At 70.1% G+C, this 23,332-nt stretch carries 20 protein-coding genes, 2 tRNA genes and 1 pseudogene; 14 read left to right on the forward strand and 9 right to left on the reverse strand.

What is annotated here, in order from left to right:
* Positions 1-25: 25 nt before the first annotated feature.
* The 3 genes from AC0T5L_RS12550 to AC0T5L_RS12560 all read left to right on the forward strand — a co-directional run bounded on the left by AC0T5L_RS12550 (position 26) and on the right by AC0T5L_RS12560 (position 915).
* Positions 26-478, forward strand: a complete 453-nt coding sequence (locus AC0T5L_RS12550) for a zinc ribbon domain-containing protein (RefSeq protein WP_476165803.1) — start codon at positions 26-28, stop codon at positions 476-478.
* Between the two features lie 147 nt (positions 479-625).
* Positions 626-799 (forward strand): hypothetical protein, encoded by a 174-nt coding sequence (locus tag AC0T5L_RS12555; RefSeq protein WP_476165616.1) that lies wholly within the window; start codon positions 626-628, stop codon positions 797-799.
* Positions 800-842: 43 nt separating this feature from the next.
* Positions 843-915: transfer RNA gene (locus AC0T5L_RS12560), tRNA-Asn, on the forward strand.
* 267 nt (positions 916-1,182) lie between these two features.
* On the opposite strand, the gene AC0T5L_RS12565 is transcribed toward AC0T5L_RS12560, so the two are convergent.
* Positions 1,183-2,070 carry an SAM-dependent methyltransferase gene (locus AC0T5L_RS12565; protein ID WP_476165617.1) on the reverse strand — a complete coding sequence of 296 codons (888 nt, stop codon included), beginning with the start codon at positions 2,068-2,070 and terminating at the stop codon, positions 1,183-1,185.
* A gap of 593 nt (positions 2,071-2,663) precedes the next feature.
* On the opposite strand from AC0T5L_RS12565, the gene AC0T5L_RS12570 reads away from it, so the two are divergent.
* Positions 2,664-3,374 carry a RibD family protein gene (locus AC0T5L_RS12570; RefSeq protein WP_476165618.1) on the forward strand — a complete coding sequence of 237 codons (711 nt, stop codon included), beginning with the start codon at positions 2,664-2,666 and terminating at the stop codon, positions 3,372-3,374.
* Positions 3,371-3,841 carry a dCMP deaminase gene (locus tag AC0T5L_RS12575; protein ID WP_476165619.1) on the forward strand — a complete coding sequence of 157 codons (471 nt, stop codon included), beginning with the start codon at positions 3,371-3,373 and terminating at the stop codon, positions 3,839-3,841. Before AC0T5L_RS12570 ends, AC0T5L_RS12575 begins: the two co-directional genes overlap by 4 nt.
* A 31-nt stretch (positions 3,842-3,872) precedes the next feature.
* Here AC0T5L_RS12575 and AC0T5L_RS12580 read toward each other — a convergent pair whose 3' ends face one another.
* A complete protein-coding gene (locus tag AC0T5L_RS12580; protein ID WP_476165804.1) occupies positions 3,873-6,368 on the reverse strand; it encodes a DEAD/DEAH box helicase in 2,496 nt (831 codons plus the stop codon).
* A 179-nt stretch (positions 6,369-6,547) separates the two neighbouring features.
* Entirely contained in the window at positions 6,548-7,537 is a 990-nt protein-coding gene (locus AC0T5L_RS12585) for a malate dehydrogenase (RefSeq protein ID WP_476165620.1), read from the reverse strand.
* A 262-nt stretch (positions 7,538-7,799) separates the two neighbouring features.
* Between AC0T5L_RS12585 and AC0T5L_RS12590 the strand changes: the two genes are divergently transcribed.
* Both AC0T5L_RS12590 and AC0T5L_RS12595 read left to right on the forward strand, forming a co-directional pair.
* Positions 7,800-7,873: transfer RNA gene (locus AC0T5L_RS12590), tRNA-Ile, on the forward strand.
* A gap of 401 nt (positions 7,874-8,274) precedes the next feature.
* Positions 8,275-10,191, forward strand: a complete 1,917-nt coding sequence (locus tag AC0T5L_RS12595) for a GDSL-type esterase/lipase family protein (protein ID WP_476165621.1) — start codon at positions 8,275-8,277, stop codon at positions 10,189-10,191.
* 89 nt (positions 10,192-10,280) lie between these two features.
* Here the strand turns inward: AC0T5L_RS12595 and AC0T5L_RS12600 are convergent, their stop codons facing one another.
* Together AC0T5L_RS12600 and AC0T5L_RS12605 are read right to left on the reverse strand one after the other, a co-directional pair.
* Entirely contained in the window at positions 10,281-10,901 is a 621-nt protein-coding gene (locus AC0T5L_RS12600; RefSeq protein ID WP_476165622.1) for a TetR/AcrR family transcriptional regulator, read from the reverse strand.
* A 180-nt stretch (positions 10,902-11,081) separates the two neighbouring features.
* Positions 11,082-11,825 (reverse strand): glycerophosphodiester phosphodiesterase, encoded by a 744-nt coding sequence (locus AC0T5L_RS12605; RefSeq protein ID WP_476165623.1) that lies wholly within the window; start codon positions 11,823-11,825, stop codon positions 11,082-11,084.
* Between the two features lie 235 nt (positions 11,826-12,060).
* Here AC0T5L_RS12605 and AC0T5L_RS12610 point away from each other — a divergent pair, with 235 nt between their 5' ends.
* Entirely contained in the window at positions 12,061-12,831 is a 771-nt protein-coding gene (locus AC0T5L_RS12610) for a DeoR/GlpR family DNA-binding transcription regulator (RefSeq protein ID WP_476165805.1), read from the forward strand.
* Positions 12,832-13,255: 424 nt separating this feature from the next.
* Here the strand turns inward: AC0T5L_RS12610 and AC0T5L_RS12615 are convergent, their stop codons facing one another.
* Together AC0T5L_RS12615 and AC0T5L_RS12620 are read right to left on the reverse strand one after the other, a co-directional pair.
* Positions 13,256-13,723 (reverse strand): VOC family protein, encoded by a 468-nt coding sequence (locus AC0T5L_RS12615; RefSeq protein WP_476165624.1) that lies wholly within the window; start codon positions 13,721-13,723, stop codon positions 13,256-13,258.
* A 119-nt stretch (positions 13,724-13,842) separates the two neighbouring features.
* Complete coding sequence (locus AC0T5L_RS12620) at positions 13,843-15,078, reverse strand: MFS transporter (protein ID WP_476165625.1); 1,236 nt, start codon at positions 15,076-15,078, stop codon at positions 13,843-13,845.
* Positions 15,079-15,333: 255 nt separating this feature from the next.
* Between AC0T5L_RS12620 and AC0T5L_RS12625 the strand changes: the two genes are divergently transcribed.
* From AC0T5L_RS12625 to AC0T5L_RS12635, 3 genes and pseudogenes are all read left to right on the forward strand, one after another.
* Entirely contained in the window at positions 15,334-16,941 is a 1,608-nt protein-coding gene (locus tag AC0T5L_RS12625) for a sensor histidine kinase (RefSeq protein WP_476165626.1), read from the forward strand.
* A 41-nt stretch (positions 16,942-16,982) separates the two neighbouring features.
* On the forward strand, positions 16,983-17,645 hold the full coding sequence (locus AC0T5L_RS12630; RefSeq protein WP_476165627.1) for a response regulator: 663 nt from the start codon (positions 16,983-16,985) through the stop codon (positions 17,643-17,645).
* 39 nt (positions 17,646-17,684) lie between these two features.
* Positions 17,685-18,377 (forward strand): annotated as a pseudogene (locus AC0T5L_RS12635) (HD domain-containing protein).
* Positions 18,378-18,411: 34 nt separating this feature from the next.
* Here AC0T5L_RS12635 and AC0T5L_RS12640 read toward each other — a convergent pair.
* Both AC0T5L_RS12640 and AC0T5L_RS12645 read right to left on the reverse strand, forming a co-directional pair.
* The gene (locus tag AC0T5L_RS12640; protein WP_476165628.1) at positions 18,412-18,693 is read right to left on the reverse strand and encodes a DUF4031 domain-containing protein; all 282 of its coding nucleotides are present in this window, start codon (positions 18,691-18,693) and stop codon (positions 18,412-18,414) included.
* Positions 18,694-18,819: 126 nt separating this feature from the next.
* Entirely contained in the window at positions 18,820-19,293 is a 474-nt protein-coding gene (locus AC0T5L_RS12645) for an Lrp/AsnC family transcriptional regulator (protein ID WP_476165629.1), read from the reverse strand.
* Between the two features lie 204 nt (positions 19,294-19,497).
* Here AC0T5L_RS12645 and AC0T5L_RS12650 point away from each other — a divergent pair, with 204 nt between their 5' ends.
* The 3 genes from AC0T5L_RS12650 (at position 19,498) to AC0T5L_RS12660 (ending at position 23,327) form a co-directional block, all read left to right on the forward strand.
* Positions 19,498-20,397, forward strand: a complete 900-nt coding sequence (locus AC0T5L_RS12650) for a tryptophan 2,3-dioxygenase (RefSeq protein WP_476165630.1) — start codon at positions 19,498-19,500, stop codon at positions 20,395-20,397.
* Between the two features lie 67 nt (positions 20,398-20,464).
* Positions 20,465-21,703 (forward strand): kynureninase, encoded by a 1,239-nt coding sequence (gene kynU, locus AC0T5L_RS12655; RefSeq protein WP_476165631.1) that lies wholly within the window; start codon positions 20,465-20,467, stop codon positions 21,701-21,703.
* Between the two features lie 691 nt (positions 21,704-22,394).
* On the forward strand, positions 22,395-23,327 hold the full coding sequence (locus tag AC0T5L_RS12660) for a hypothetical protein (protein WP_476165632.1): 933 nt from the start codon (positions 22,395-22,397) through the stop codon (positions 23,325-23,327).
* Positions 23,328-23,332 lie beyond the last annotated feature (5 nt).

Raw genomic sequence — 23,332 nt, forward strand, 5'->3', positions numbered from 1 at the left:
CTGGGCACTTCAATCTCCTCGTTCGATGGCAAAGTATCCGAAAGCGGACACCTGTCCACCGAACCGAAGCAAGATCAGTTCTGAGGGGGCGGCGGCGCAGCAATGCGCCGTCGCTACCCGACAACGCAGGCCCCAACGGGTCACGCTCCACTCCTGGGCCTTCGCCCGGCTCGGTCGGTTCCTTGGGTACAAGGCGCGCCGGGCGGGTGTCCCGCTGGTGTACGTCGATCCGGCGTACACCAGCCAGGAGTGCGCCCAGTGCCATCACACCGACAAGCGCAACCGGGTCGGCCAGGCCCGCTTCGTCTGCCGGGGGTGCGGCGTCGTTGCGCACGCGGACCGGAATGCTTGCCTCACCATCGCCGCCCGTGCGGCTGGTGTGTGGGATGCGGGGCGGAAGTCACACGTCCCGACCACCAGTCCACAAGACCGATGGCCAAGACGCGGCAGGGATACCACAGCCAGTGGCGGGCTCTAGCTGCAAGCTCGGTCCTTTAGGGCCGAGAAGCTGACTTACTGGTCCGACGTCCAGGACGGCACGCACCGCGCCACCAGGGCTGAGTGGCAAGGCTCCCTGCGGCAGAGCATCGAGGCGTTCCTGTCGGACACGGGCGAGGCTCCTGGCGTGTTCAGGGCCTCGTCCGGCAAGCCCGGCGACCTGTCCGGATGGAGGGACTGGCAGACCCCGATCCTGACCGGTGACGGTGACGGCGACGACCCGGGGGACGAGGACCCCGGGGCCGTAGGGCCGGGGAGGGCGGAGGAGAACGCGTCGCGAGCACTCCCCGGAAGGCGCTAGGCTAGAGGCGTCGCCGCGTCCCCCAGGGGCACGGGGTGCGCCATCCCGCGTAGCTCAATCGGCAGAGCAGCCGGCTGTTAACCGGCAGGTTACTGGTTCGAGTCCAGTCGCGGGAGCTTCAGAGCAGGGTCCTTCCTCAGGAAGGGCCCTGTTTTCGTCGTGCTCGGGATCTCGGGTACACCCCGCAGTCAGCCGCGCCGGGCTCTGCTGACGGCGCTTCGAGGACGCTCGTATACCGGAGGCCGTGCCTGCGCGCTACCGGATGACAGCCTCGGGAACCGTGGCGGGGGAAGGGGGACCGTCGGACTCACCCGATGTGGGGCCCTCGCCCGCTGCCGGTCCGGGGCGGCTCCGACGCGGGGAGAGGGGACGGGAAAGAAGGCTCAGACTCTGCCGATGCCGCCGAGGATCAGCCGCCGGTTGCGCTGCGGCATCTGGTAGCAGCCGGGGACGGGCGGGGCCACGGGCAGTGTGCGCCAGCGTTGGACCTCGATCACGCCGGGCTCGGAGATCCGCCAGCCCTCGAAGAAGGCCTCGATGGCCTTCCGGGAACGCCAGCGTCCGGAGCCGAGGTGGTCCAGGAAGACACGCTCCAACTGCTCGGCCCGTGACGCGTCCTTCGGGAAGGCGGCCGGGTCGGGACGGCAGTAATGGCTGAGGACCATGTGGCTACCGGGGGCGAGGGCGTCGCGCAGAGCAGCGATGTGCTCGGCCGGGGTGTCGGCGTCGGAGGTGTGGGAGAGCACACCGGTGAGCAGCAGGCCCACGGGCTCGTCCAGATCGATGAAGCCCCGGGTCTCGGGGCTGCGCAGGAGCTGGTCGGGCCGGCTGAGGGAGGCACGCACCGTCGTGGTGGTACGTCTGCCGCGCAGCAGCGCGAGGTGGTGGGTCAGTACCACCGGATCGTCGGTGGCGTAGACGACACGGGCCCCGGTGTCGCTCGCGTGCGCGATCTCGTGCGGGTCGCCGGGCGCGGGTAGGCCCGCGCCGATCTGGATGAACTGCCGGATGCCCAGATCCTCGCTCAGATGGCGGACGGCTCGTTGGAGGAAGGCGCGCTCACCCAGGACGAGGTCCTGGAACCCCGGTGCGACCCGATCCACTCTGGCTGCCAGGTCCCGGTCCACCTCGAAGTGGTCCTTGCCCTTGAGGTGGAAGGAGTGCAGCCGCGCCACGCTGGGCCGGGCCAGGTCAAGGAAGGGTGGAGGGTTGGCCCTGACGTGTTTGCCCCCCGCCTTCCTGAGGAAATCGGGGGAGATGAATTGAGGCATCGCCTTCCTCTTGTCTGAGGTGGGGAAGTGTGGTCGACCACTGGATTCTATTCCGAGTGTGCTGTGTTGTTAACCGAGTCACAGACACGGGTCGCAAAAATCCTTGTGCGGCGTGTCCGGGAAGTATCGCGCAGTGTGTGGAAGTGCGTGCTTGGGGTGGCTAGTACTTATGCGCCTAATGTCCATTATGCGAGGAATTTGGGCGACGGTGTCGGGACTCCCAAGCCTCTGTGCGCAGGCTTCACGCGCGTAGCCGTGTGGCCGCGGTGTCCTCGAGGAGGTCTCGGTGCTCAGGCCTCGTGCGGCCCCGCGCTCCTCCGTGTGTCCGGGAAAAGGATTCTTCAGGTGCGGCGGGCGGTAAACTCCTCCTTCCGCAGCCGCTGCTTGCGATAATCTCCGTTCCCGTCGCAGAATACGACGTATCGGACGAGCGGTGTGACTTGCCCGGAAAGCAGCGGTACTCCTCCGGAGCGCGTCGTCGGCGCCCGCCGAGCCACACACCCTCGCCGGTGTGCCGGCCACGAGCGTCGCCGATGCGACGGAGGGGAGACCGGGGCGGTGAACCATGCCGATCACAGCACTAGCCTGGGAGCATGGACCGCCCCTACACCATCCTCAGCTGCGCTATGTCGGTCGACGGGCGCATCGACGACACCGGCCCGCAGCGGCTGCGCCTGTCCAACGAGACCGATTTCGCCGAGATCGACGAACTGCGCGCGGGATGCGACGCGATCCTCGTCGGCGCGGGCACCCTGCGCGCCGACAACCCCCGGCTCCTGGTGCGCTCGCCGCTGCTGCGCGAGCGCCGCCGCGGACAAGGGCGCACCGAGAACCTGCTGAAGGCCCTGGTCACCGGTAGCGGGGAGTTCGATCCGGGAGCCCGCTTCTTCTCCACCGGCGACGCGGGCGCCGTCGTCTACACCGGGGGCGCGGGTGTGGAGACCGCCCGACGCGCGCTGGAGGCGCGGCCCACCGACGACCCGGCCGCCGAGGTCGTGGACGCCGGGGATCCCCCTACCGCCAAGGCGGTCCTGGCCGACATGGCGGACCGGGGTGTGTCCCGTCTGCTGGTGGAGGGCGGCGGGCACGTCCACACCCTGTTCCTCACCTCGGGGCTGGTCGACGAGCTCAGGCTGGCGGTCGCCCCGTTCTTCGTGGGGGAGGAGGGCGCCCCGCGCTTCGTCGTGCCCGGCGCCTTTCCCCACACGCGCGACGCGCCCATGCGGTTGGTGGAGGCCAGGACGCTCGGTGACGTGGCAGTCCTGCGCTACCGACTGGGCTCCGGGGAAGGGGAAGAGGCGTGAGCGCCGGTCCGCCCCCCGGCGAGGGGAAGGCCGACGCGTACTGGCTGCGCCGCACCGTCGAGCTGTCCAGCTCCTGTCCGCCCTCGGACACCGCGTTCTCGGTGGGCTGCGTCGTGGTCGCCAACGACGGCACCGTCCTGGGTGAGGGCTACTCGCGCCGCGAGGGCCCGCACGACCACGCCGAGGAGGTGGCCCTGCGTGAGACGGACACCGGCGATCCCCGGTCGGCCGATGCCACCCTGTACTCGTCGCTGGAACCGTGCAGCTCCCGTTCCTCCCGCCCGCTGTCCTGTAGCGCCCTGATCCTGGCCACGCCGATCCCGCGCGTGGTCTTCGCCTGGCGCGAGCCCGACCTGTTCGTGGACTGCGACGGAGCCGAGCGCCTGCGCGCGGCGGGCCGGACCGTGGTGGAGCGCCCCGAGCTGGCCGCGGGGGTCCGCGAGGTCAACGCCCACCTGATGGGCTGACCGGGCCCCGCCGGGGCCCGGTCATGGCCGCTCAGAGCTGGTTGACGTCCACCACGTGCACCACCGCGTGGCCCTCGGCGTCGGACGCGGCCAGGTCCACCTCCGCGCTGATGCCCCAGTCGTGGTCGCCCTCCGGATCGTCGAGGATCTGGCGCACCCGCCACAGCTCCGGCTCCTCCTCGATGAGCAGCATCGCCGGTCCGCGCGCGTTCGGGCCGGTCCCGATCGAGTCGTGCTCGTCGAAGTACTCCTCCAGGGCCTCCTCCCAGGCCTCGTCGTCCCACTCCCCGTCACCGCCGTCCAGCTTGCCCAGCTCGTCGTAGCGGCGGCGGGCGGCCAGCTCCACGCGGCGGAACATCTCGTTGCGTACCAGCACCCGGAAGGCCCGCGTGTTCGTGGTGACCGGGCGTACCCTCTCCTCGGCGGGCTCCTCGTCCTCGGGGGCCTCCGCTTCGGGGTTGGTCAGCTGCTCCCACTCGTCCAGCAGGCTGGAGTCGACCTGGCGGACCAGCTCTCCCAGCCACTCGATGAGGTCGCGCAGCTCCTCGGTCTTGGCGTCGTCGGGCACCGTCTGGTTGAGCGCCTTGTACGCGCTGGCCAGGTAGCGCAGCACCAGCCCCTCCGAGCGCGCCAGCTCGTAGAAGCCCACGTACTCGGTGAAGGTCATCGTCCGCTCGTACATGTCGCGGGCCACGGTCTTGGGCCGGAGCGGGTGGTCGCCCACCCACGGGTGGCCGTGCCGGTACACCTCGTAGGCGTGGGTGAGCAGCTCCTCCAACGGCTTGGGGTAGTCGACCTCCTCCAGCCGCTCCATGCGCTCCTCGTACTCGACGCCGTCCATCTTCATCTGCTGGACGGCCTCACCGCGGGCCTTGTTGAGCTGGGCACCGAGGATCTGCCTCGGATCGTCCAGGGTGGACTCCACGATGCTGAGCACGTCCAGCGCGTACGTGGGCGACTCCTTGTCCAACAGTTCCAGCGCGGCCAGCGCGAACGTGGACAGCGGTTGGTTGAGCGCGAAGTCGGCCTGTAGGTCCACGGTCAGCCGGGCGGGACGCCCCTGCTCGTCGGGTTCGGGGAGGGTCTCCACGATCCCGCCGTCCAGCAGCGACCGGTAGATGGCGATCGCCTCGTGGATGTGGCGGCGCTGCGTCCTACGGTCGTCGTGGTTCTCGGTGAGCAGGTGCTTCATCGCGGTGAAGCAGTTTCCGGGCCGGGCGATCACGCTCAACAGCATGGCGTTGCTCACCCGGAACCGTGAGGTCAGCGGCTCGGGCTCGGCCTCGATGAGTTTGTTGAAGGTCGCCTCGTCCCAGGCGACGAACCCCTCGGGGGCCTTTTTGCGCACCAGCTTGCGCCGCTTCTTGGTGTCGTCACCGACCTTGGCCAGCGCCTTCTCGTTCTCGACGACGTGTTCGGGCGCCTGGGCCACCACGTTGCCCACGGTGTCGAACCCGGCCCGTCCGGCCCGCCCGGCGATCTGGTGGAACTCGCGGGCGCGCAGGCGGCGCACCCGCGTCCCGTCGTACTTGCTCAGGGCGGTGAACAGCACGGTGCGGATGGGCACGTTCACGCCCACCCCCAGGGTGTCGGTGCCGCAGATGACCTTGAGCAGTCCGGCCTGGGCCAGCCGCTCGACCAGGCGCCGGTACTTGGGCAGCATGCCCGCGTGGTGCACACCGATGCCGTGCCGCACGTACCGGGACAGGTTGCGGCCGAACTTGGTGGTGAAGCGGAAGTTGCCGATCTCCGCCGCGATCGCCGCCTTCTCCTCCTTGGTGCACATGTTGATACTGGTCAGCGACTGTGCGCGCTCCACGGCCTGGGCCTGGGTGAAGTGCACGATGTACACCGGGGCGTTGCCGCTGCCCAGCAGCTCCTCCAGCGTCTCGTGCAGCGGTGTGACCCGGTAGTCGTAGTAGAGGGGAACCGGGCGCTCGGCGGAGGCGACCACGGCGGTGGGACGCCCGGTGCGCTTCTTCAGGTCCTCCTCGAAGCGGCTGACGTCGCCCAGGGTCGCCGACATCAGCAGGAACTGCGCCTGTGGCATCTCCAGCAGGGGCACCTGCCAGGCCCACCCGCGCTCCGGCTCGGCGTAGAAGTGGAACTCGTCCATGACGACGGTGTTGATGTCGGCGTCCGCACCCTCGGCCAGGGCGATCTGGGCCAGGACCTCCGCCGTGCAGCACACGATGGGCGCATCGGAGTTGACGCTGGCGTCCCCGGTCATCATGCCGACGTTCTCCGTCCCGAAGATCTTGCACAGGTCGAAGAACTTCTCCGAGACCAGCGCCTTGATGGGAGCGGTGTAGAACGCGCACTCGTCGCGGGCCAGGGCGGCGAACAGCGCGCCCGTGGCCACCATGCTCTTGCCCGAGCCGGTGGGGGTGTTGAGGATGACGTTGGACCCGGAGACGACCTCGATGAGCGCCTCCTCCTGGTGCGGGTAGAGGGTGAGGCCCCGCTCCTCGGCCCACAAAGCGAACGTCTCGAAGAGGGAGTCGGGTTCTGGTTTGGCCGGAAGCACATCGATGAGACTCACAGTCTCTATACTGCCTGCTCTCCGAGGCCTTTCGGGACGGTGCCCCGCGAACCGCTCCCGGGCCCTGGACCGACACCGGAAACGGCGACGGGCACGCCTCGTGTGAGGCGTGCCCGTTCACGACGGCTCGGCCCGTGCCGAGCGCGCGGGCCTACATGCGGGTACTACACCAGGCCGAGCTGCTTGACGGTGTCGCGCTCCTCGACGAGCTCCTTGACGGAGGCGTCGATGCGGGAGCGGGAGAAGTCGTCGATCTCCAGGCCCTGGACGATCTCCCACTCGCCCTCGCGCGAGACGACGGGGAAGGAGGAGATGAGGCCCTCGGGCACGCCGTAGGAGCCGTCGGAGGGGATGGCGGCGGAGGTCCAGTCGCCCTCGGGGGTGCCGTTGACCCAGTCGTGGACGTGGTCGATGGCGGCGTTGGCGGCGGAGGCGGCGGAGGACGCGCCCCGGGCCTCGATGATCGCGGCGCCGCGCTTGGCGACGGTCGGGATGAAGTCGTTCTCCAGCCAGGACTGGTCGCCCACGGCCTTGGCGGCGCTGGTGCCGTTGACCTCGGCGTTGAACAGGTCCGGGTACTGGGTGGCGGAGTGGTTGCCCCAGATCGTGAGCTTCTTGATGTCGTTGATCGACACGTCGAGCTTCTTGGCGAGCTGGGTGAGCGCGCGGTTGTGGTCCAGGCGGGTCATCGCGGTGAAGCGCTCGGCCGGGACGTCGGGAGCGTGGCTCTGGGCGATGAGGGCGTTGGTGTTGGCGGGGTTGCCGACCGCCAGGACGCGGATGTCGTCGGCGGCGCCGGCGTTGATCGCCTCACCCTGGGGCTTGAAGATGCCGCCGTTGGCCTCGAGCAGGTCGCCGCGCTCCATGCCCTTGCCACGCGGGCGGGCGCCTACCAGCAGGGCGACGTTGGCCCCCTGGAAGGCCTGGGTGGCGTCGTCGAAGATGTCGATGTCCTGGAGCAGCGGGAAGGCGCAGTCATCCAGCTCCATCGCGGTGCCCTCGGCGGCCTTGACGGCCTGCGGGATCTCCAGCAGGCGCAGCTTCACCGGGGTGTCGGCGCCGAGCAGTTGCCCGGAGGCGATCCGGAACAGCAGTGCGTAGCCGATCTGGCCGGCGGCGCCGGTGACGGTGACGGTGACAGGTGCTTTGGGCATATCGTGAACTCTCCTGAACGACGTTGTGCGACCCGCGATGTTACCAACGGGTTCGACGCGGCGTCGGTACCGGGCGCTGGGGGCCGTCCAGGCGCGCGCCGCACCTCACCACCCTAGACCTCACGCTCTCGCGGGCCGTGGCCCAGGTGCGAGGTAGGGGAGCCGTGATCTCCACCGACGGTCGCGGGCTCTGTCCGGTAACGGATTTACGGCGCGGAAACGGCGGACACACCCTGTTAGGATGACGTTTGCCGACGACGGCGGGCCGGTAGCTCAGTTGGTTAGAGCAGGGGACTCATAATCCCTGGGTCGCGGGTTCGAGTCCCGCCCGGCCTACCCCCCTTCACCGGGCGGAACACCTCTTTGCCACAGACCTTCGGGTCTGGTGAGACATAGGATTCCGTCTGTTTCAAAGGCTTTCGATGCCTTCTTCCGGTCTGTCGGGAGTTCCCTCCGCGCTGCCGTGCAAAGGCCACCCGAATCCTCGTCCTGACATCGGATGAATCGAGTGGCACTCTTCGCCGAATCCGTGACCCCTTCACGTTTATCGTCTTCGTGCAGGTAGGCGTGGTGTGAAACGGCGCCCGGACGGCTCTGGAACCTCCCCGGAGAGCGGAGCCCGCTCGTTTACACTGACGGCCGGCCAGAGGGTCGCGGTGCGCCATGTCTCAACAACCACCGCGCGCCCGGTGTCGTCCCACAGGTGGGTGGACAGGTGTACTCCGGGGAGGCGAGCGTTGGGATCGGACGGGGCGCCACGGAAGCGCGGTACGCAACACCGACGCGGGGGCTCGGCCCGCTTCCTGCTGCGCGGTGCGGCGGCGGTCGTCGTGGCGGTGCTCCTCACGACCGTCGTCAACACCACGATCTCCCGCGGCGCCGGCACCGGATCCTTGAAGCAGACCGCGCAGGCGGCCCCCCAGACGACCGGGGCCTCCTTCAGCGACCTCATCGACCGGACCGGCATATCCCGGGACGGCTCCGCCGCCAACGTCGACCTTGACGGCTCCGGCAACAGCCTGTCCGCGCAGGCCCTGGCCGCCGCCGGGTGGACTCCCGGACGCGAGGTCGTCCTCCTGGGAGCGCCCCTGGAACTGCCCGACTACGCTCTCGGGCGCCCCGACCACCTGGTCTCCGCCGGCCAGTCCGTCCAGCTCGACGCCGGCCACTACCGGTCGCTCACCTTCCTGGCCACCGCCGCCGGCACCACCAGCACCGAGGTCGACGTCCACGGCACCGGCCGTGTGGTCTACACCGACGGGGAGGAGCAGGAGTTCGTCCTGTCCGTCCCCGACTGGATCGCCGGGCCCGCGAACGAGGCCGCGCTCACCCTGCCCTACACCAACTCCGCCGTCGAGCCCGGTCCCATGCTCGGCGAGGCACGCCTGTACGCGCGTGCCGTCCCCGTCGACCCCGCGCGCGAGGTCTCCCACGTGGTGCTGCCCGAGGTCGGCGACGGCGGGGGCCGCATCCACCTGTTCTCCGTGGGCGGGCGCGCCGCGGGCCCGGAGTGGACCGGTACCTGGGCACGGGCCACCTCCGGTTACCTGGAGGTCGGCCCCTGGGAGGACCAGACCCTGCGGCTCTCGGTACGCACCACCACCGGCGGCAGCAGAGTGCGGATCCGCCTGGACAACACCTTCGCCGCTTCCCCCGTCACCGTGGGCGCGGCCTCCATGGCACTGCGTGACACCGGTGCCGCCGCCAGCGGCGCGGCGGTCCCGCTTACCTTCGACGGGCACTCCGACACCGTCATCCCGGCGGGGGGACAGGTGTTCAGCGACCCCGTCACGGCCCCCGAGCCGCCGCAGACCGACGCCCTGGTCAGCATCTACCTGCCCGAACGGGTGTCCACCGCACCTGTGCACTACGCCTCGGTGGACACCAACTACACCAGCGAGCCCGGCAGCGGCGACCACACCCTGGACACCACCGGGGCTCCGTTCACCGGCAGGGTCGACCAGTGGCCCTTCCTCACCGGTGTGGAGGTACTCGAGGGCCCCGGTGCGATCGCGGCATTCGGAGACTCCATCACCGACGGCGTCCGCTCCACCCGCGATGCCAACGCCCGCTGGCCCGACGTGCTCAGCGCACGCCTGGCCGCCCAGCCCGAGCTGCCCAACCCGGGCGTGCTCAACCTCGGCGTGTCCGGGAACCACGTGGTCCGGGACGGCTACTCGGGGGAGGGGGTGTCCAGCAACCCCAGCGGCGTTGCGATGACCCGACGGATCCACCGGGACGTACTCGTCCAGAACGGAGCGGACACCGTCGTCGTCTTCGCGGGTATCAACGACCTGCGCTGGGGCACCTCGCCCGACGCGGTGATCAGTGGGATCGGCCAGATCGCGAGACTGGCCCACGAGTACGGCCTGCGGGTGTTCGTGGCCACACTCGGCCCGTGCGGGGGAGAGCAGCGCTGTACGGCGGAGGTCGAGCAGGCCCGCCAGCAGGTCAACACCTACCTGCGCTCCCAGGCCAACGACCCGATGTCGCCCTTCGACGGGGTGTGGGACTTCGACGCCGTCCTGCGCGACCCTGGGGACCACACACGTCTGCTGCCCGCCTACGACTCCGGGGACCACCTCCACCCGGGTGACGACGGCCTGCGCGCTCTGGCCGAGTCCATCGACCTGGAACAGCTCGTCGGGGGCTAGCACCTGTCCGGCGGGGCGTTCCGCGTTCGCCTCCCCGGGCCGTCCCGGACACTCCGCGCGGTGACCGCCAAGGTCGGTCGTGCGCCGCCCTAGCGTGGACACCCCAGGTGGTGGTGTATGACCAGGTCCACGTAGACGGAGCCGAGGTCGTCCATGCTCAGCCCGGCCTCGGGGTCGTACCAGTGCAGCAGGGAGTCGAAGGTGTCCAGCACCTCGTCGGCGGCCCGTCCGGGTTCGCGTACCCCGAAGGCGCCCGAGACCATGCCGTCCACGATGACCGTGCGGATGTGTTCCCGGTAGATCCGGGCCAGCGAACTGATCTCGCGGTGGCGGGCCGGATGGAGGGCCCGCAGCACCGGCAGTATCTCGTGCGTCAGCGAGGTCGTCGCCCGGTGTTTCCAGCCGATCTCCACATGCCTTCTGACCAGGGAGGACATGCGTTCGATCGCAGATTGTCCAGGCTGGTCCGCGGCCAGTTGTCCGTTGACCCGCTCCCGGGTGGAACACAGTACGACGGCGTAGGCCAGGTCGAACCGGGTGGGGAAGGCGCGCCTGAGCGAGGCGGTGTCGACCCCGGTCTCGGCCGAGATCTGGTGGGTCAGCGCGGACATGGCCAGACCCCGCGAGCCGTGTTCGGTGAACAGGCGTGCGGCACAGTCCAGGACAGGGGCTGTGGTTCGGAGGGTGCGAGGGGAGATGTTGGCCGTCATGTGGTGTGTCTCATCGCTCGGAGTACGCCTGCGAGGGAACGAGGCGTGTGGTCCTCACTGGGTGGGTCGTTGTTTTCGAGGGTAGTCGCGCCGCTTCGACAAAAAGCGGGAACGGCGAAAACCGGTGAGCTCCCGGCCGTCGGAGACGACCGGGCCGGAGAGGGCGGATCCCGTATCCGTTCAGACGGGACGGTTCGGCCCTTCCCCGACCGGGGCGGGGGCCGGTTCTCCCAGCTCGCGGCTACTGGTCAGTGTCACCAGGTCCTCGATCCGCTCAGTGGCGAGCGCGTCCACCCCCATTTCCGTCACATACGCTATTTCCGGAAACTCGTTCACCGTCCAAGCCGTTACGAGATAACCGGAACGGTGCATTTCTCCGACCGATTCCCGGGTCAGCAGTGTGTAATGCGTACTGAGGAAGTCTGGACGCAGGGGCCGGGACACGTCCTCGGGCGGCAGCCCCGGCTGGTCCCATGCCAGCATCAGACGGGCGTTGGGACTGCGGGCGCGCAGCGCGCCGAGGGTCTCGGTGGAACCGGTGAAGAGCACCTGGTCGCCGAAGCCGTACCCGCGCAGCAGAGTGTCCGCGGCCAGCGCGGCCTCCGGCGCGCTGGCGTCCACGAGCAGGGGAGGAGGACCCTCGCCCCCGAACTCGGCCAGGACCTCCATGAGGGTGGGCACACGCCGCTCCACGTCGTCGCGTGTGGCGGCCAGCTCGGCCAGGGTCAACTCGCTCACGGGCCGGGTCGGGGAACCGGGAGCGACCACGAGTCGTTCGTCGATCAGTACGGGGTACCCGTCGTAGGTCAGATGGACGTCGATCTTGACCAGGTCTGCTCCGGCACGCGAGGCTGAACGCAGGGCCGGGAGCGTGTTGCCCGGAAAGCGTGCGGTGTCTCCGCGTAGTGCGATGGACAGCGTCATGGTGCCAAGGGTGGCAAAAACTTCCGCTGCATGTGGTGTAAACAGGAAAAACGCCCGCAGGGGCGGCTGGTCCGGCTCCCGTACGGGTCGGCGGCGCGGGTACGTGATGCCGCGATTGCGATCGGACTCACGTCGCGCGGGCACCGACACGGTGCGAGGGACTGGGAAACTTTGTTACATGGCGTCGTGACCGTACGGCGTCCCCATGGCCGTCCCCTGGAGTGTGAGGCGAACGATGATTCCGGACCAGCGACGAGAGCACATCCTCAAGCTCCTTCAGGAGCGTCACGTGCTGAGCATCAACGAGCTCACGTCGATGCTGTCCGTGTCCCACATGACGGTCCGGCGTGACATCCAGGCGCTGGAGAACGACGGCAAGGTTCTGTCGGTCACCGGTGGGGTGCGGTTGGCGGCGCGGCTCAAGAGTGAGCCCTCCTACCTGGCCAAGGCCCAGCTGGAGGTGCCCGCCAAACGGGCCATAGCGCGGTCCGCCGCCGACCTGGTCCGGGAGAACTTCACCATTTACCTGGATGCGGGCACGACCACGCTCCAGATGGTCCCGCTGCTGACCGAGAAGGTCGGTCTGACCGTCATCACCAGTGACTTCAACGTCGTCGGCCACCTGATGGAGTACCCGGGGATCGAGCTGATCCACACCGGCGGCGTGGTCTCACACTCCGACCACTCCTCGGTCGGGCGCTTCACCGCCGACTTCCTGCGCCAGGTGAACGTGGACCTCGCCTTCATCGCCAGCAGCTCCTGGGACGTCGAGCGGGGATCGACGACGCCCTCGGAGGCCAAGGTGGTCGCCAAGCAGGCTCTGCTGCGGATCGCCTCCAAGAGCGTGCTCACCGTCGACAGCACCAAGTACGGCAAGTTCGGCACCTTCAGGGTGGCCAGCCTGGAGGAGTTCGACCTGATCATCACCGATGACCGGCTTCCGCGCTCCGCCGTGGACGATCTGGCCGAGCGCGACGTACGTCTGAAACTGGTCGGAGTCGAGTGAGGTCCTCCCTGGGGCGACCCCCGGGGAGTCCCGCCGCCTCGCGGCTGTGGGCTCGGTGCGCCTCGCGGCGTCCGCTGGTTCCCGTCCCACCGGCTGGCGCCCCGCCCCGGGGCCGCGACCGCTTCCCCCGACCGGTCCTGGGCAGGGGGAGCCCGCCCGGCCGGTGTTCGTCCACCGGGTACTGGCGGTGAACCGGACCGGTCGGCGATGGTCCTTAACGGCCCCGAGCCGCGGCAGCTCGTCCTCGGACCGCCGCGTGGGGCCGGGGCCTGCGTCGACGGATCAGTCGGAGATGCGCCCTCGGACGTGCTGGGCCAGTGCACCGGGCAGCGTCGGTGCCCGGCCTGACGGCCGGGAGGCACGGGCCCGATGCACCTTCGGACCAAAGGCCGAAGCACTCTCGGACAGGACCGGGAACGGGCCTTCAGCTGTTGTCGGCGTCGAGTTCGGCGTGGGCGAACAGGGCTAGTTCGGTGCCGTCCGGGTCGTAGAAGAGCAGCGTGGAGCCCTCCTCGGCGTGCATCACCGGGGAGTGCTCCACGTCCATCTCCGCGAAACGCTCCTCCCAGGCCTCGAGTTCGCCCAGGTTGGCGACGCCCAGGGTGAGACGGTCCAGGCCGCAGTGCCTGCGGTCGAACCTGCCCTTGAAGTTGTCCCGGTGCTGGATGAGCGCCAGCAGCAGTCCCGATGTCGGATGTTGACACTCGGTGCGCCGCGTGCCCTCATGGTCGCGTTTGCCGAGGACCCGGAACCCCAGGACCGTGCGGTAGAAGCGGACACTCTCGTCGCGGTCGCGGACCGACAGAGTGACGCGGGAAAGCCCGTTGAGCTGTGGCACGGGCACCTCTTTGCGGCGGGGGCCGATGGTGGCCAGTAGATCGAGCACGATCATCGAGCCTAGGTCGGAGTGTGAAGAATGGGCGCCTCTTTAACGCGGGTTTAACGCCCGATGTTCCCGGGATCACCCTGTTCATGCCATGTATCGCTTTCAGCCTCCCGGCGCGGGTGCCGTCACCGCCGCAGGAGAGGGCGATCCGCGCTTCCACGGCCGTACCAGCGGTCGCGCACGAGCAGTGTGGTGACCGTAAAGGAAACCAACCCGCCCAGTGTGGCCAGCGCGAACGCACCCTGGTGGCCGTGGGTGTCGGCGAGGGCGCCCGAGGCCATCGAGCCCAGCGACTGGCCCAGGATCAGGCAGCTCAGGATGAGGGCCATCGACTGGGACAGGCGGCTGGCCGGGGCGGCACGCTCGATCAGCCCGAACAGGCTCACGATGTGCGGGCCGATCGCCGCGCCCAGCACGAAGATGGCCACCGCCAGGCTGACCGCTTCATGGTCCAGGTACAGCGGCAGTGTGAGAAGGAACATCGCGCCCGCCGCGATCCGGGTGCGTGTCGTGAGCGCGAACTCCACGGGCAGGGAGGCCATCATCAGTCCCGCCGCGGCGCTGCTGGCGCCCATCGCCGCGTACATCAGCCCTGACAGGTCGCCGTTCCCGGAGGCTGAGGCGAACGCGGCCACACCGGTGGACATACCGCCGAAGAACAGGCCCTGGCAGAACATGGGGACGGCCAGCACCAGCAGCGCGGGCGTGGCGATACGGCCCTCGGCGCCGCGCACCGGTGGGCTCCCGGACGGCGCGGTGGGATGCAGGGCGAACACGGTCCCGAAGACGCCGATGAGCACCGCGGCGCCCAGTACGCTCGCCGACGGTGAGAGGGCCACGGTGAGCACGCCCACCAGCGCGGGGCCGAGGACGAACGCGGCCTCGTCCAGCACGCCCTCCACCGACATGGCCGCGGACAACGAGCGCTCCCGCTCGGCGCCCCGGTGCGGTCCCCGACGGATCAGCATCACCCAGCGCGTGCGGGCCATGGGGCCGATCTGGGGCATGCACATGCCCGCCACGGCGGCCAGTGCGGCCAGGGCGGGCGCGGGGGCGCCGGCCAGGACGGTGTAGACGAGCACGATGATCAGCACGGCGTCCGCGAGCGCGGTGGCCAGCACGGGGATCCGCTGCCCGTGCCGGTCGGCGAAGCGGGCGATGACGGGGCCGCCCACGGTCTCACCGAGGGCGAAGGCGCCGGTCACCGCACCGGCCGTGGCCACGCTGCCGGTCGTGGTGGTGACAAGGGTGAGTAGCCCGATCAGGGACATGGAGATGGGCAGGCGGGCCAGGAAGGTGGTCAGCAGGAGTGGCCAGCCGGCGACCTCGTGCATACGTCGCAGGGTCTGTAGTGGTGACATCCGGCCCTCGTCCTGTCGCGGTTTCCGCCCTCTGGATTCCAGCACGGCGGTACGGCGTGGGCAATCGTGGAAAGGGCCAAGATTCATCCCATGATATGGCCGGTCCCTGGGCGTGGCCCCGGTTCCGGTCCTCTCCCGGACGTCGGGAGGAGACCCTCCAGCGGAAGAGGGACCCGGCCACTCCGCCGGAGGACGGGGCGCCGCCCTGACTTTCGGCGGTGCCGCTCGGGCGGCGGAATGTGTAGGTTCACCCGCATGGATCTGTCCGAACCGCGCGCGTTCGTCCGGCGCGCACTCCGTCCGCTGGCGGGCTGGCCCACCAGGGGCACCGTCCTGCGAGACGTGCTGTTCGGGACCGCGATCACCGCACTGTGCCTGGCGGAGGTCCTCTTCCGCTGGACGACCGGGGGCCTGCCCGCCCCTGAGGCGCTGGCCACCGCGGCTGCCGTCGTCGGACTGACCGCCCTGGTCGTCGTGCTCAGCCGCCTCTACCCCCTGCTCTCCCTGGTCGTGGCCCTGCTCGGCTCGTTCTGGGTGTACGGCTTCGGCGTCCTGGTGCTCTGCGTGGCCTACCTGGTCGGGCGCCGCATGCCCGGTGTGTGGTCCGCGGTGGTCCTCTTCGCGTCCGGCACCGTGCTGTGGCTGGCGGTCGCGGCGGCGGTGTGGCCCGACGACATGATGGCGTGGACCACCACCGTGAGCACCATGGTGTTCAGCGTCATGCTGCCCTGGCTGGTGGGCGTCTACCGGCGCCAGCACGTCGCCCTGGCCGCGGCGGGGTGGGAGCACGCCCGCCAGCTCCAGCGCGAGCACCGGCTCACCGTCGACCAGGTCCGGCTGCGCGAGCGTTCCCGCATCGCCCAGGACATGCACGACTCCCTGGGCCACGAGCTCAGCCTCATCGCTCTGCGAGCCGGGGCCCTGGAGGTCGCCCCCGACCTGGACGAGGAGTACCGCAGCTCGGCCACCGAGCTGCGCGCCACCGCCGTCACCGCCACACAGCACCTGCGGGAGATCATCGGGGTGTTGCGCACCGACGCCGAGCCCGCGCCCACGTCCCCCGTGGACGAGGGCGTCGCCGCCCTGGTCGACCGCGTCCGCGACTCCGGGATGCGGGTCGCCCTGGTCCGCCGGGACAGCGCCGCCGACCTGCCGCCGATGGTCGACCGCGCGGTCCACCGGGTCGTTCAGGAGTCGCTCACCAACGCCGCCAAGTACGCCCCCGGCGCTGAGGTGACTGTGTGGCTCACCGTGGACGGGGAGCGGGTGGAGGTCCGGGTGACCAACTCCGCGCCCTCCGGGCGGCTCTCAGAGCCGGGCGGGGGAGGCAGGCGCGGACTCATCGGCCTGCGCGAGCGCGTCCGCCTGGCCGGGGGCTCCTTCGCCGCCGGCCCGGACGGCGACGGCGGCTGGGAGGTCTGCGCGACCATGCCGCTGGACGGCACCGTCGAGGTGGGTCCTTCGACGGAGGATGGCGCCGAGATCGACCAGCTCCAGATGGCCGCCCGCCGCCGGGTGCGCGGTTGGTCGCTGGCCCTGGCGCTGATGCCGGTCCTGGCGGCGGTGGCGGTCGTCCTCGCTCTGGGCTGGACCAACGTCCGGAACATGGAGGAGACCACGCTGACCCCGGAGGAGTTCGCCTCCCTGACGGTCGGGGACGCCCAGACCGACGTGGAGGAGGTGCTGCCGGAGACCTCTCTGTACGTGGACGCCCAGACGCTGGAGGAGAGCGCCGTCCCCGAGGGCGCCACTTGCAGCTACTACCGTAGCGACGCCGCGTTCTTCGGGTCCGAGACGATCCTCTACCAGGTGTGCTTCGCGGAGGGGCGCCTGCTGACCAAGGGCGAGGCGCCGCTACGGTGACCAGGATTCACCGAAGCCGAGGACCGAAGGAGACCGCAGACGTGATCAGGGTGCTGCTCGCCGACGATGAGGCGATGATCCGTGCCGGCGTGCGGGCGATCATGCGCAGCGACCCGGAGATCGAGGTGGTGGCCGAGGCCGCCGACGGGCGCGAGGCCGTCGACCTGGTGCTCTCCCACCGCCCCGACGTGGCGTTGCTGGACATCAGGATGCCCCGGACGGACGGGCTCGCCGCCACCGCGGAGATCCGCAGGGTCGCGCCCTCCACCGCCGTGGTCATCCTCACCACATTCGGCGAGGACAGCTACATCTCCCAAGCGCTCGGCGGCGGTGCCAGCGGGTTCCTGCTCAAGGCAGGGGATCCGCGCGAGCTGGTCACGGGGGTGCACGCGGTCGCCGACGGCGGCGCCTACCTGTCTCCGCAGGTGGCGCGGCAGGTGATCGCCCAGTTCGGTGGGGCCCGGGCATCGCGGGAGGCGGCCGCCCTCACCCGGATCGAGGAGCTCACCCAACGCGAGCGCGAGGTGCTGGCCCTGGTGGGCTCCGGGCTCTCCAACGCCGACATCGCCGAGCGGCTGTTCCTGGTGGAGGGCACCGTCAAGAGCTACGTCAGCGCCATCCTCAACCGTCTGGAGATGCGCAACAGGGTGCAGGCGGCCATTCTCGCCCACGAGGCCGGGCTCGTGGACACCTCCGACACCTGATCCTGTACCGGGGCGGAGTGGGTGGGGAAGACTGAGGACATGGACTCCCACGACCCCGGCGGATGGGCGCCCCCGCCGAACCAGGGTGCCGCGGCACGGCTGGGGGCCGCCTGGCTCGGGCTCGCCGGGGACACCCCCGAGGCGGTGGCGGTGGGCGTGGAACTCCTGGGACGCTGGAACGAGCCGCACCGCCGGTACCACACGCTCGCCCACCTGGAGAGCACACTGCGCGCGGCCGACCTTCTCCGGGACGAGGCACGCGACGTCGATCGCGTCCGCTACGCGGTTTGGTTCCACGACGCCGTCTACGAGGGGGCCCGGCCGCGATGAGAGGGAGAGCGCGCGGCTGGCCGAGCGGCTGCTGTCCCTGATGGGGCCCGGCCCGTGCTCGTCCGCGAGGTCGCGCGCCTGGTCGGGGTGACCGCGACGCACCGGCCCGGGAGGTGGGACGTGGACGGCGCGGTGGTCTGTGACGCGGACCTGTCCGTGCTGCCCGCCCCGGCCGACGAGTACCTGGCCTACACGACCGCGGTCCGCGCCGAGTACCGCCACGTTCCGGACGAGGAGTTCCGCGTGGGACGCGTCAGGGTGCTGCGGTCGCTGCTGGAGGCCCCGCACCTGTTCCACACACCGCTCGGACGGGCGCGCTGGGAGGCACGGGCCCGGGTGAACATGCTCGCCGAGCTCGACCGGCTGGAGGCACCGCCCCCGGAGGAGCTGCCTCCGCCCTGAACCGGCCCCCTGGGACCCGTCGGCGTCGGAGGGCTCAGGCGCGGTCGCGCGTCCGGGCGGCCTTGGGCCGCCGTAGCCCCGACGCGCGCAGACGGGTGACCAGCTCACGGCTGCCCACGTGTTCGGCGCCCAGTTCCAGGGCGCGGGCGTGCAGGTGCTCGGGGATGTCGTAGTGGTCGCGGTCGAACGCGCGCGGGCCCACGCCGAGCGCGCGGGCGAAGGCGTGCAGCTCCTCGTGGGAGTGGTCGCTGACCAGGTGGGCGAACAGCCAGGCGCGCGGCCCGGGCCAGAGAGGGGTGTCGATGAGTACGCTCACCTCAGGACTCTAGGCGAACCGGAGGGCGCCCCGCACTGCGCTGCGGGCGGCCTCCGCCCCAGCCCGTCCGCGTTCCGCCCGCTCGCGCCCCGTCCGCTCGGGTCAGGGCCGCGGGCGGAGGGCCGGTCAGGGGCGCCTCGTCACAGGCGCGGATACGGCGCGCCAGGACACCGGGCTGGACATGACCATGGTGCTGGAGGGACGGCCGTGCTCGGCGAGCTTGTCGATGATCTCCTCGAAGTGCTCCATGGAGCGGACCGCGATGAGCAGTACGCAGCAGTCGTCCCCGGTCACACGGTGCACCTGGAGGATCTCCGGCAGTTCCAGCGAGGAGCGTTCACGCAGCAGGCAGTGCGCGCCGAAACACTCCATGCGCACCAGCGCGGTCACCGGCAGCCCGGCGGCGGCCGGATCCACGTGCGCGTGGTAGCCGGTGATGACCCCGCGGTCGGTGAGGCGGCGCACACGGTCGGCGACGGCGGGCGCCGACAGGTTCACCCGGCGGGACAGTTCGTTGTAGGAGAGCCGTCCGTCCTGCTGGAGCTCGTTGAGGATGAGCTGGTCAACGCTGTCCAACGGGGTCGCAAGCCGTGAGGCCATACTTTGCGCTCCCAAAGTCGAAGGGCATGAGCTTTTATGAATGGTAGGCCAATGCCCGGATTGCGTGTCCGGTATCCATTCCGTTCTCGGCGCCTTCTGTCCGATGATGTGACCTCACGCGTACGGCGTCGTACCCGGGGGACGATCCCTCCTCGCGGCGCCGTGCCCGCGCAGCCGTTCACGCGAGTCCGACAAGGGGTCTTCATGCTCTCCACCACCGCCCAGCAGTGTCCGTACGCCGGAGAGGCCGACGGGGCTGAGGCGGCTCGGACACGCCAGGCAGAGTCCGACCAGGACGGTCCGACCCTGGCCTTCGACCGGAACACCCCCTACGTCGACTATGTCGGTATCGACACCCTGCTGGGCTTGCAGAGGCCACGCACCGACGAGCCCGCCGAGTCCGCGTTCATCATCACCACCCAGGTCATGGAGCTGCTGTTCGCCCTGGTACAGGAACGCTGGGAGGCCGCCCGCGACGCGCTGGAGGCCGACGACGTGCCCGGCACCCTGGCCTGGCTGCGCCGTGCGTGCAATGCTCAGGACGTGCTCAACGACTCCTGGGGCCTGCTCGCCGACATGACGCCCACCGAGTTCAACCGCTTCCGCGACTCCTTCGGTGAGGCCTCGGGCTTTCAGTCCTACGGCTACCGCAAGCTGGAGTTCCTGCTCGGCAACAAGTCCGCCGCCATGATTCGCCCGCACAAGGCCATGGACGGGGTCGTCGACCAGCTCACGGCCCTGCTGGAGCGTCCCAGCCTCTACGACGCCGCGCTGCGCCTGCTGCACCGCCGCGGCCTGTCCGTCCCCGCAGACCGGGCCGAACGCGACTGGAGCCGGCCCTATGAGTCCAGTGCAGAGGTCGAGGCCGCCTGGAAGGCCGTCTACGCCGACGACCAGCCCGGAAACGATCTGTTCCTGCTGGCCGAGGCGCTGCTCGACGTCGCCGAACGGGTGACCGGATGGCGCCACCGCCACCTCGTCGCGGTCAAGCGCACGATGGGCGGCAAGCCCGGCAGCGGCGGCTCCAACGGCCTGACCTGGCTGGCCCGCAACGCCGAGCAGGACGTCTTCCCCGAGCTGTGGTCCCTCCGCAGCGCCGTCTGACCCGTCCCCGGCCCCTTGCCCCGTTTGCGCCGTCCCCGTCCGTACCGCTCTGAGGAAGCAGGATCTGATGACCCCCGACACCCGTGAGGACTGCGTCGCACTAGACGCGGCCGATCCCCTCGCCGTGTTCCGTGAGGAGTTCGTCCTCCCCGAGGGGGTGATCTACCTGGACGGCAACTCGCTGGGCGCACTGCCGCGCGCCGCCCCCGGCCGGGTCGCCGACATGATCGAACGCGAGTGGGGGCGCGGCCTCGTCCGCAGCTGGAACGACGCAGGATGGTGGGACAAACCGCGCACCCTGGGTGCCAAGATCGCACCGCTGGTGGGCGCCGGCCCCGACGAGGTGGTCGTCGGTGACGGGGCCTCGGCCAACCTGTTCAAGACCCTGGTCGCGGCGCTGCGTATGTCGGACCGCTCGGTCGTGCTGGGCGAGGCGGGCAACTTCCCCACAGACCTGTACGTCGCCGAGGGCGCGACGGCCCTGGTGGGGGCCATCCAGCGGCGCGTGGACCCCGACGGCCCCGAACTGGCCGAGGCCCTGGCCGCGGGCGACGTCGCGGTCCTGCTGCTCAGCCACGTGGACTACCGCAGCGGCACCCTGCGCGACATGCCGGGCATCACCAGTCTGGCCCACGAGCACGGCGCCCTGGTGGTCTGGGACCTGTGCCACAGCGCGGGCGCGGTCCCGGTCGACCTGGCCGGCAGCGGTGCGGACTTCGCCGTGGGGTGCACCTACAAGTACCTCAACGCCGGTCCGGGCGCCCCGGCGTTCCTGTACGCCGCCCGGCGCCACCATGCCTCGGCTGACCAGCCGCTCAGCGGCTGGCACGGACACGCCCGCCCGTTCGACTTCAGCGCCGACTACGAGCCCGCGCCGGGGGTGTCCCGGTTCCTGAGCGGTTCGCAGCCGCTGGTGGCCGACGCCGCTCTGGAGGCGAGCCTGGACGTGTGGTCCCGGGCGGACATGTCACTGGTGCGTGCCAAGAGCCTGGTGATGACGGACCTGTTCATGGATCGCGCGGCCAAGGCGGGGATCTCCTCGATCACGCCGCAGGAGCACACGCGGCGCGGCAGCCAGGTCGCCCTGGTGCAGCCGGAGGAGGGTTCCGGGTACCCGATCGTGCAGGCGCTCATCGCACGCGGCGTGATCGGGGACTTCCGTGCCCCCGACGTCATGCGGTTCGGCTTCACACCGCTGTACCTGAGCTACGCGGACGTGTGGGACGCCGCGGCGTCCCTGCTGGAGGTCGTGGAGACGGGGGAGTGGCGCCAGGAGCGCTTCGTGCAGCGCGCACAGGTGACCTGAGCGCGGTGTCCGGTCGCCGGGGCGGTCCCTCCTCGGGAGGCGACCCTCCGGCGGCCCCTTGCTTGGCACCGGGGCGCCGTGATCGCCGTTGACCGCCTCCAAGTGCCCAAATTAAGTGGTGTTGACCACTTTTACTCGTATTCGGAGCGCACTGCCCGAAGGCCCATGACTCGCTGGTGCGCACGTGGTCCTGTGCCGCCCCTCCCCGCTCCGCGCGAACGTGTGCCGACTTATGACGAGGGCCACGCACGGGCCCGCCCGCCGTCCCGGGAGGGCCCGTAACCCCCTTCCGGCAAGGGGTTTCTGCTTTTTCGGCCCCTCGTGCGTCCTGGTTCGTAACGTATTGCGGCAGACACGCAAAGTCATTTTACCCGCCAGATCGCACGCTTTACCCAAAGCGTGGGTTAGGGTCCTCGTGATCGGTTCGTTATTACCTATTGACGATCCGATGCCGAGCCCTTGACCGGCTGTGCGCCGCAAGGGAGTCGAGACCTTTTTCGGGAACAGGGCCGCGCGAATCCACGCGCCTGCGCCAGCGGAGACATCTTCCGTTCCCGCCCGCCATCGCCGCCAGCGACGCGGGAGAACCCTGCCATGACACGTCCCGCGGGGGCGCACCCAGCGTGCCCGCGTGTCCGACGTGTCATGTCCGCGGTCTTCTCGGCCCTGCCGTCAACCTGGCTTTCACTTCATGAGCAACGACACTCCGATTCAATACGGCGAAGTCACCGCGACCTATTTCTGGGACGACGGTTCCGGCATCAATGGAGACACGGGAGCCCCCGCGGGCGGGGAACCCATGCAGGAAGGCCTGTTCTCCAGCCCCAGTTGGCCGCTCGGCACCGAGGGCTACATCGTTTACGAGGGCCAGAAGACCGAGTTCTTCATCGGGGACCGGGGCCCGGGCGCCCCGTCCCACGGCTGCGACGTGCTGCTCGACATCGACGGCAAGACCTTCGCCGAGATCACCGGCCAGGCCTGGGACGAGTCCAGCTACACCGTCAGCGGCGGCAACGGCCACCTCGACGTGGAGTACTACATCACCGAGTGGGGCGAGGGGAACGGTACCGAGGGCGCCCCGCACCCCTTCCAGCAGCCCGGGAACGAGTGCGAGAACGCGGTCTCCCCGATCCCCGAGGACGCCCTGCCCCAGGAGGAGCCTGCGGAGGAGGCCTCGGAGGAGGCCGCTGAGGAGAGTTCGGAAGGACCCTCTGATGAGCCCTCGGAGGAGCCTTCCGAGGAGGAGGCCGCTCCCGAGAAGGCCACCGACGGCGGTGCCGGGCAGGCCGCCGACGAGCAGGAGCAGTCCGATGAGGACGCTGCCACCACCACCGGCGGTGACGGTGACGGTGACGGCGGCGTGACAGCCGAGACCGCCGCCAACGACATCTCCGGATTCCAGCTCATGGGCTCGGACAGCGTCATGGGCGGTGCCGGGCTGCTGGCCCTGGCCGTCATCCCGGCTCTGATGATCGCTCTGTTCTTCGCCTGGACCCGCGGTCCGTCCGGCGCGCACGCCGGTGCGGTCGACGACGAGGGCAGGGGCCTGGCGTCCCAGAGCAGCGGTCGGCACAGCCTGGGCTCGCGTCTGAACTCCGTGGTCGACAGGCTGCGCGGCAGGTAATCCGC

This window comes from Nocardiopsis sp. TRM 82005, from assembly GCF_056312425.1.

Excerpts from the sequence above, each read along its gene's own strand:
- AC0T5L_RS12550 (WP_476165803.1), top strand. The coding sequence starts at position 26 with ATGGCAAAGTATCCGAAAGCGGACACCTGTCCACCGAACCGAAGCAAG.
- AC0T5L_RS12565 (WP_476165617.1), bottom strand. The coding sequence starts at position 2,070 with ATGCCTCAATTCATCTCCCCCGATTTCCTCAGGAAGGCGGGGGGCAAA.
- AC0T5L_RS12570 (WP_476165618.1), top strand. The coding sequence starts at position 2,664 with ATGGACCGCCCCTACACCATCCTCAGCTGCGCTATGTCGGTCGACGGG.
- AC0T5L_RS12585 (WP_476165620.1), bottom strand. The coding sequence starts at position 7,537 with ATGCCCAAAGCACCTGTCACCGTCACCGTCACCGGCGCCGCCGGCCAG.
- AC0T5L_RS12600 (WP_476165622.1), bottom strand. The coding sequence starts at position 10,901 with ATGACGGCCAACATCTCCCCTCGCACCCTCCGAACCACAGCCCCTGTC.
- AC0T5L_RS12605 (WP_476165623.1), bottom strand. The coding sequence starts at position 11,825 with ATGACGCTGTCCATCGCACTACGCGGAGACACCGCACGCTTTCCGGGC.
- AC0T5L_RS12610 (WP_476165805.1), top strand. The coding sequence starts at position 12,061 with ATGATTCCGGACCAGCGACGAGAGCACATCCTCAAGCTCCTTCAGGAG.
- AC0T5L_RS12615 (WP_476165624.1), bottom strand. The coding sequence starts at position 13,723 with ATGATCGTGCTCGATCTACTGGCCACCATCGGCCCCCGCCGCAAAGAG.
- AC0T5L_RS12620 (WP_476165625.1), bottom strand. The coding sequence starts at position 15,078 with ATGTCACCACTACAGACCCTGCGACGTATGCACGAGGTCGCCGGCTGG.
- AC0T5L_RS12625 (WP_476165626.1), top strand. The coding sequence starts at position 15,334 with ATGGATCTGTCCGAACCGCGCGCGTTCGTCCGGCGCGCACTCCGTCCG.
- AC0T5L_RS12645 (WP_476165629.1), bottom strand. The coding sequence starts at position 19,293 with ATGGCCTCACGGCTTGCGACCCCGTTGGACAGCGTTGACCAGCTCATC.
- AC0T5L_RS12650 (WP_476165630.1), top strand. The coding sequence starts at position 19,498 with ATGCTCTCCACCACCGCCCAGCAGTGTCCGTACGCCGGAGAGGCCGAC.
- kynU (WP_476165631.1), top strand. The coding sequence starts at position 20,465 with ATGACCCCCGACACCCGTGAGGACTGCGTCGCACTAGACGCGGCCGAT.
- AC0T5L_RS12660 (WP_476165632.1), top strand. The coding sequence starts at position 22,395 with ATGAGCAACGACACTCCGATTCAATACGGCGAAGTCACCGCGACCTAT.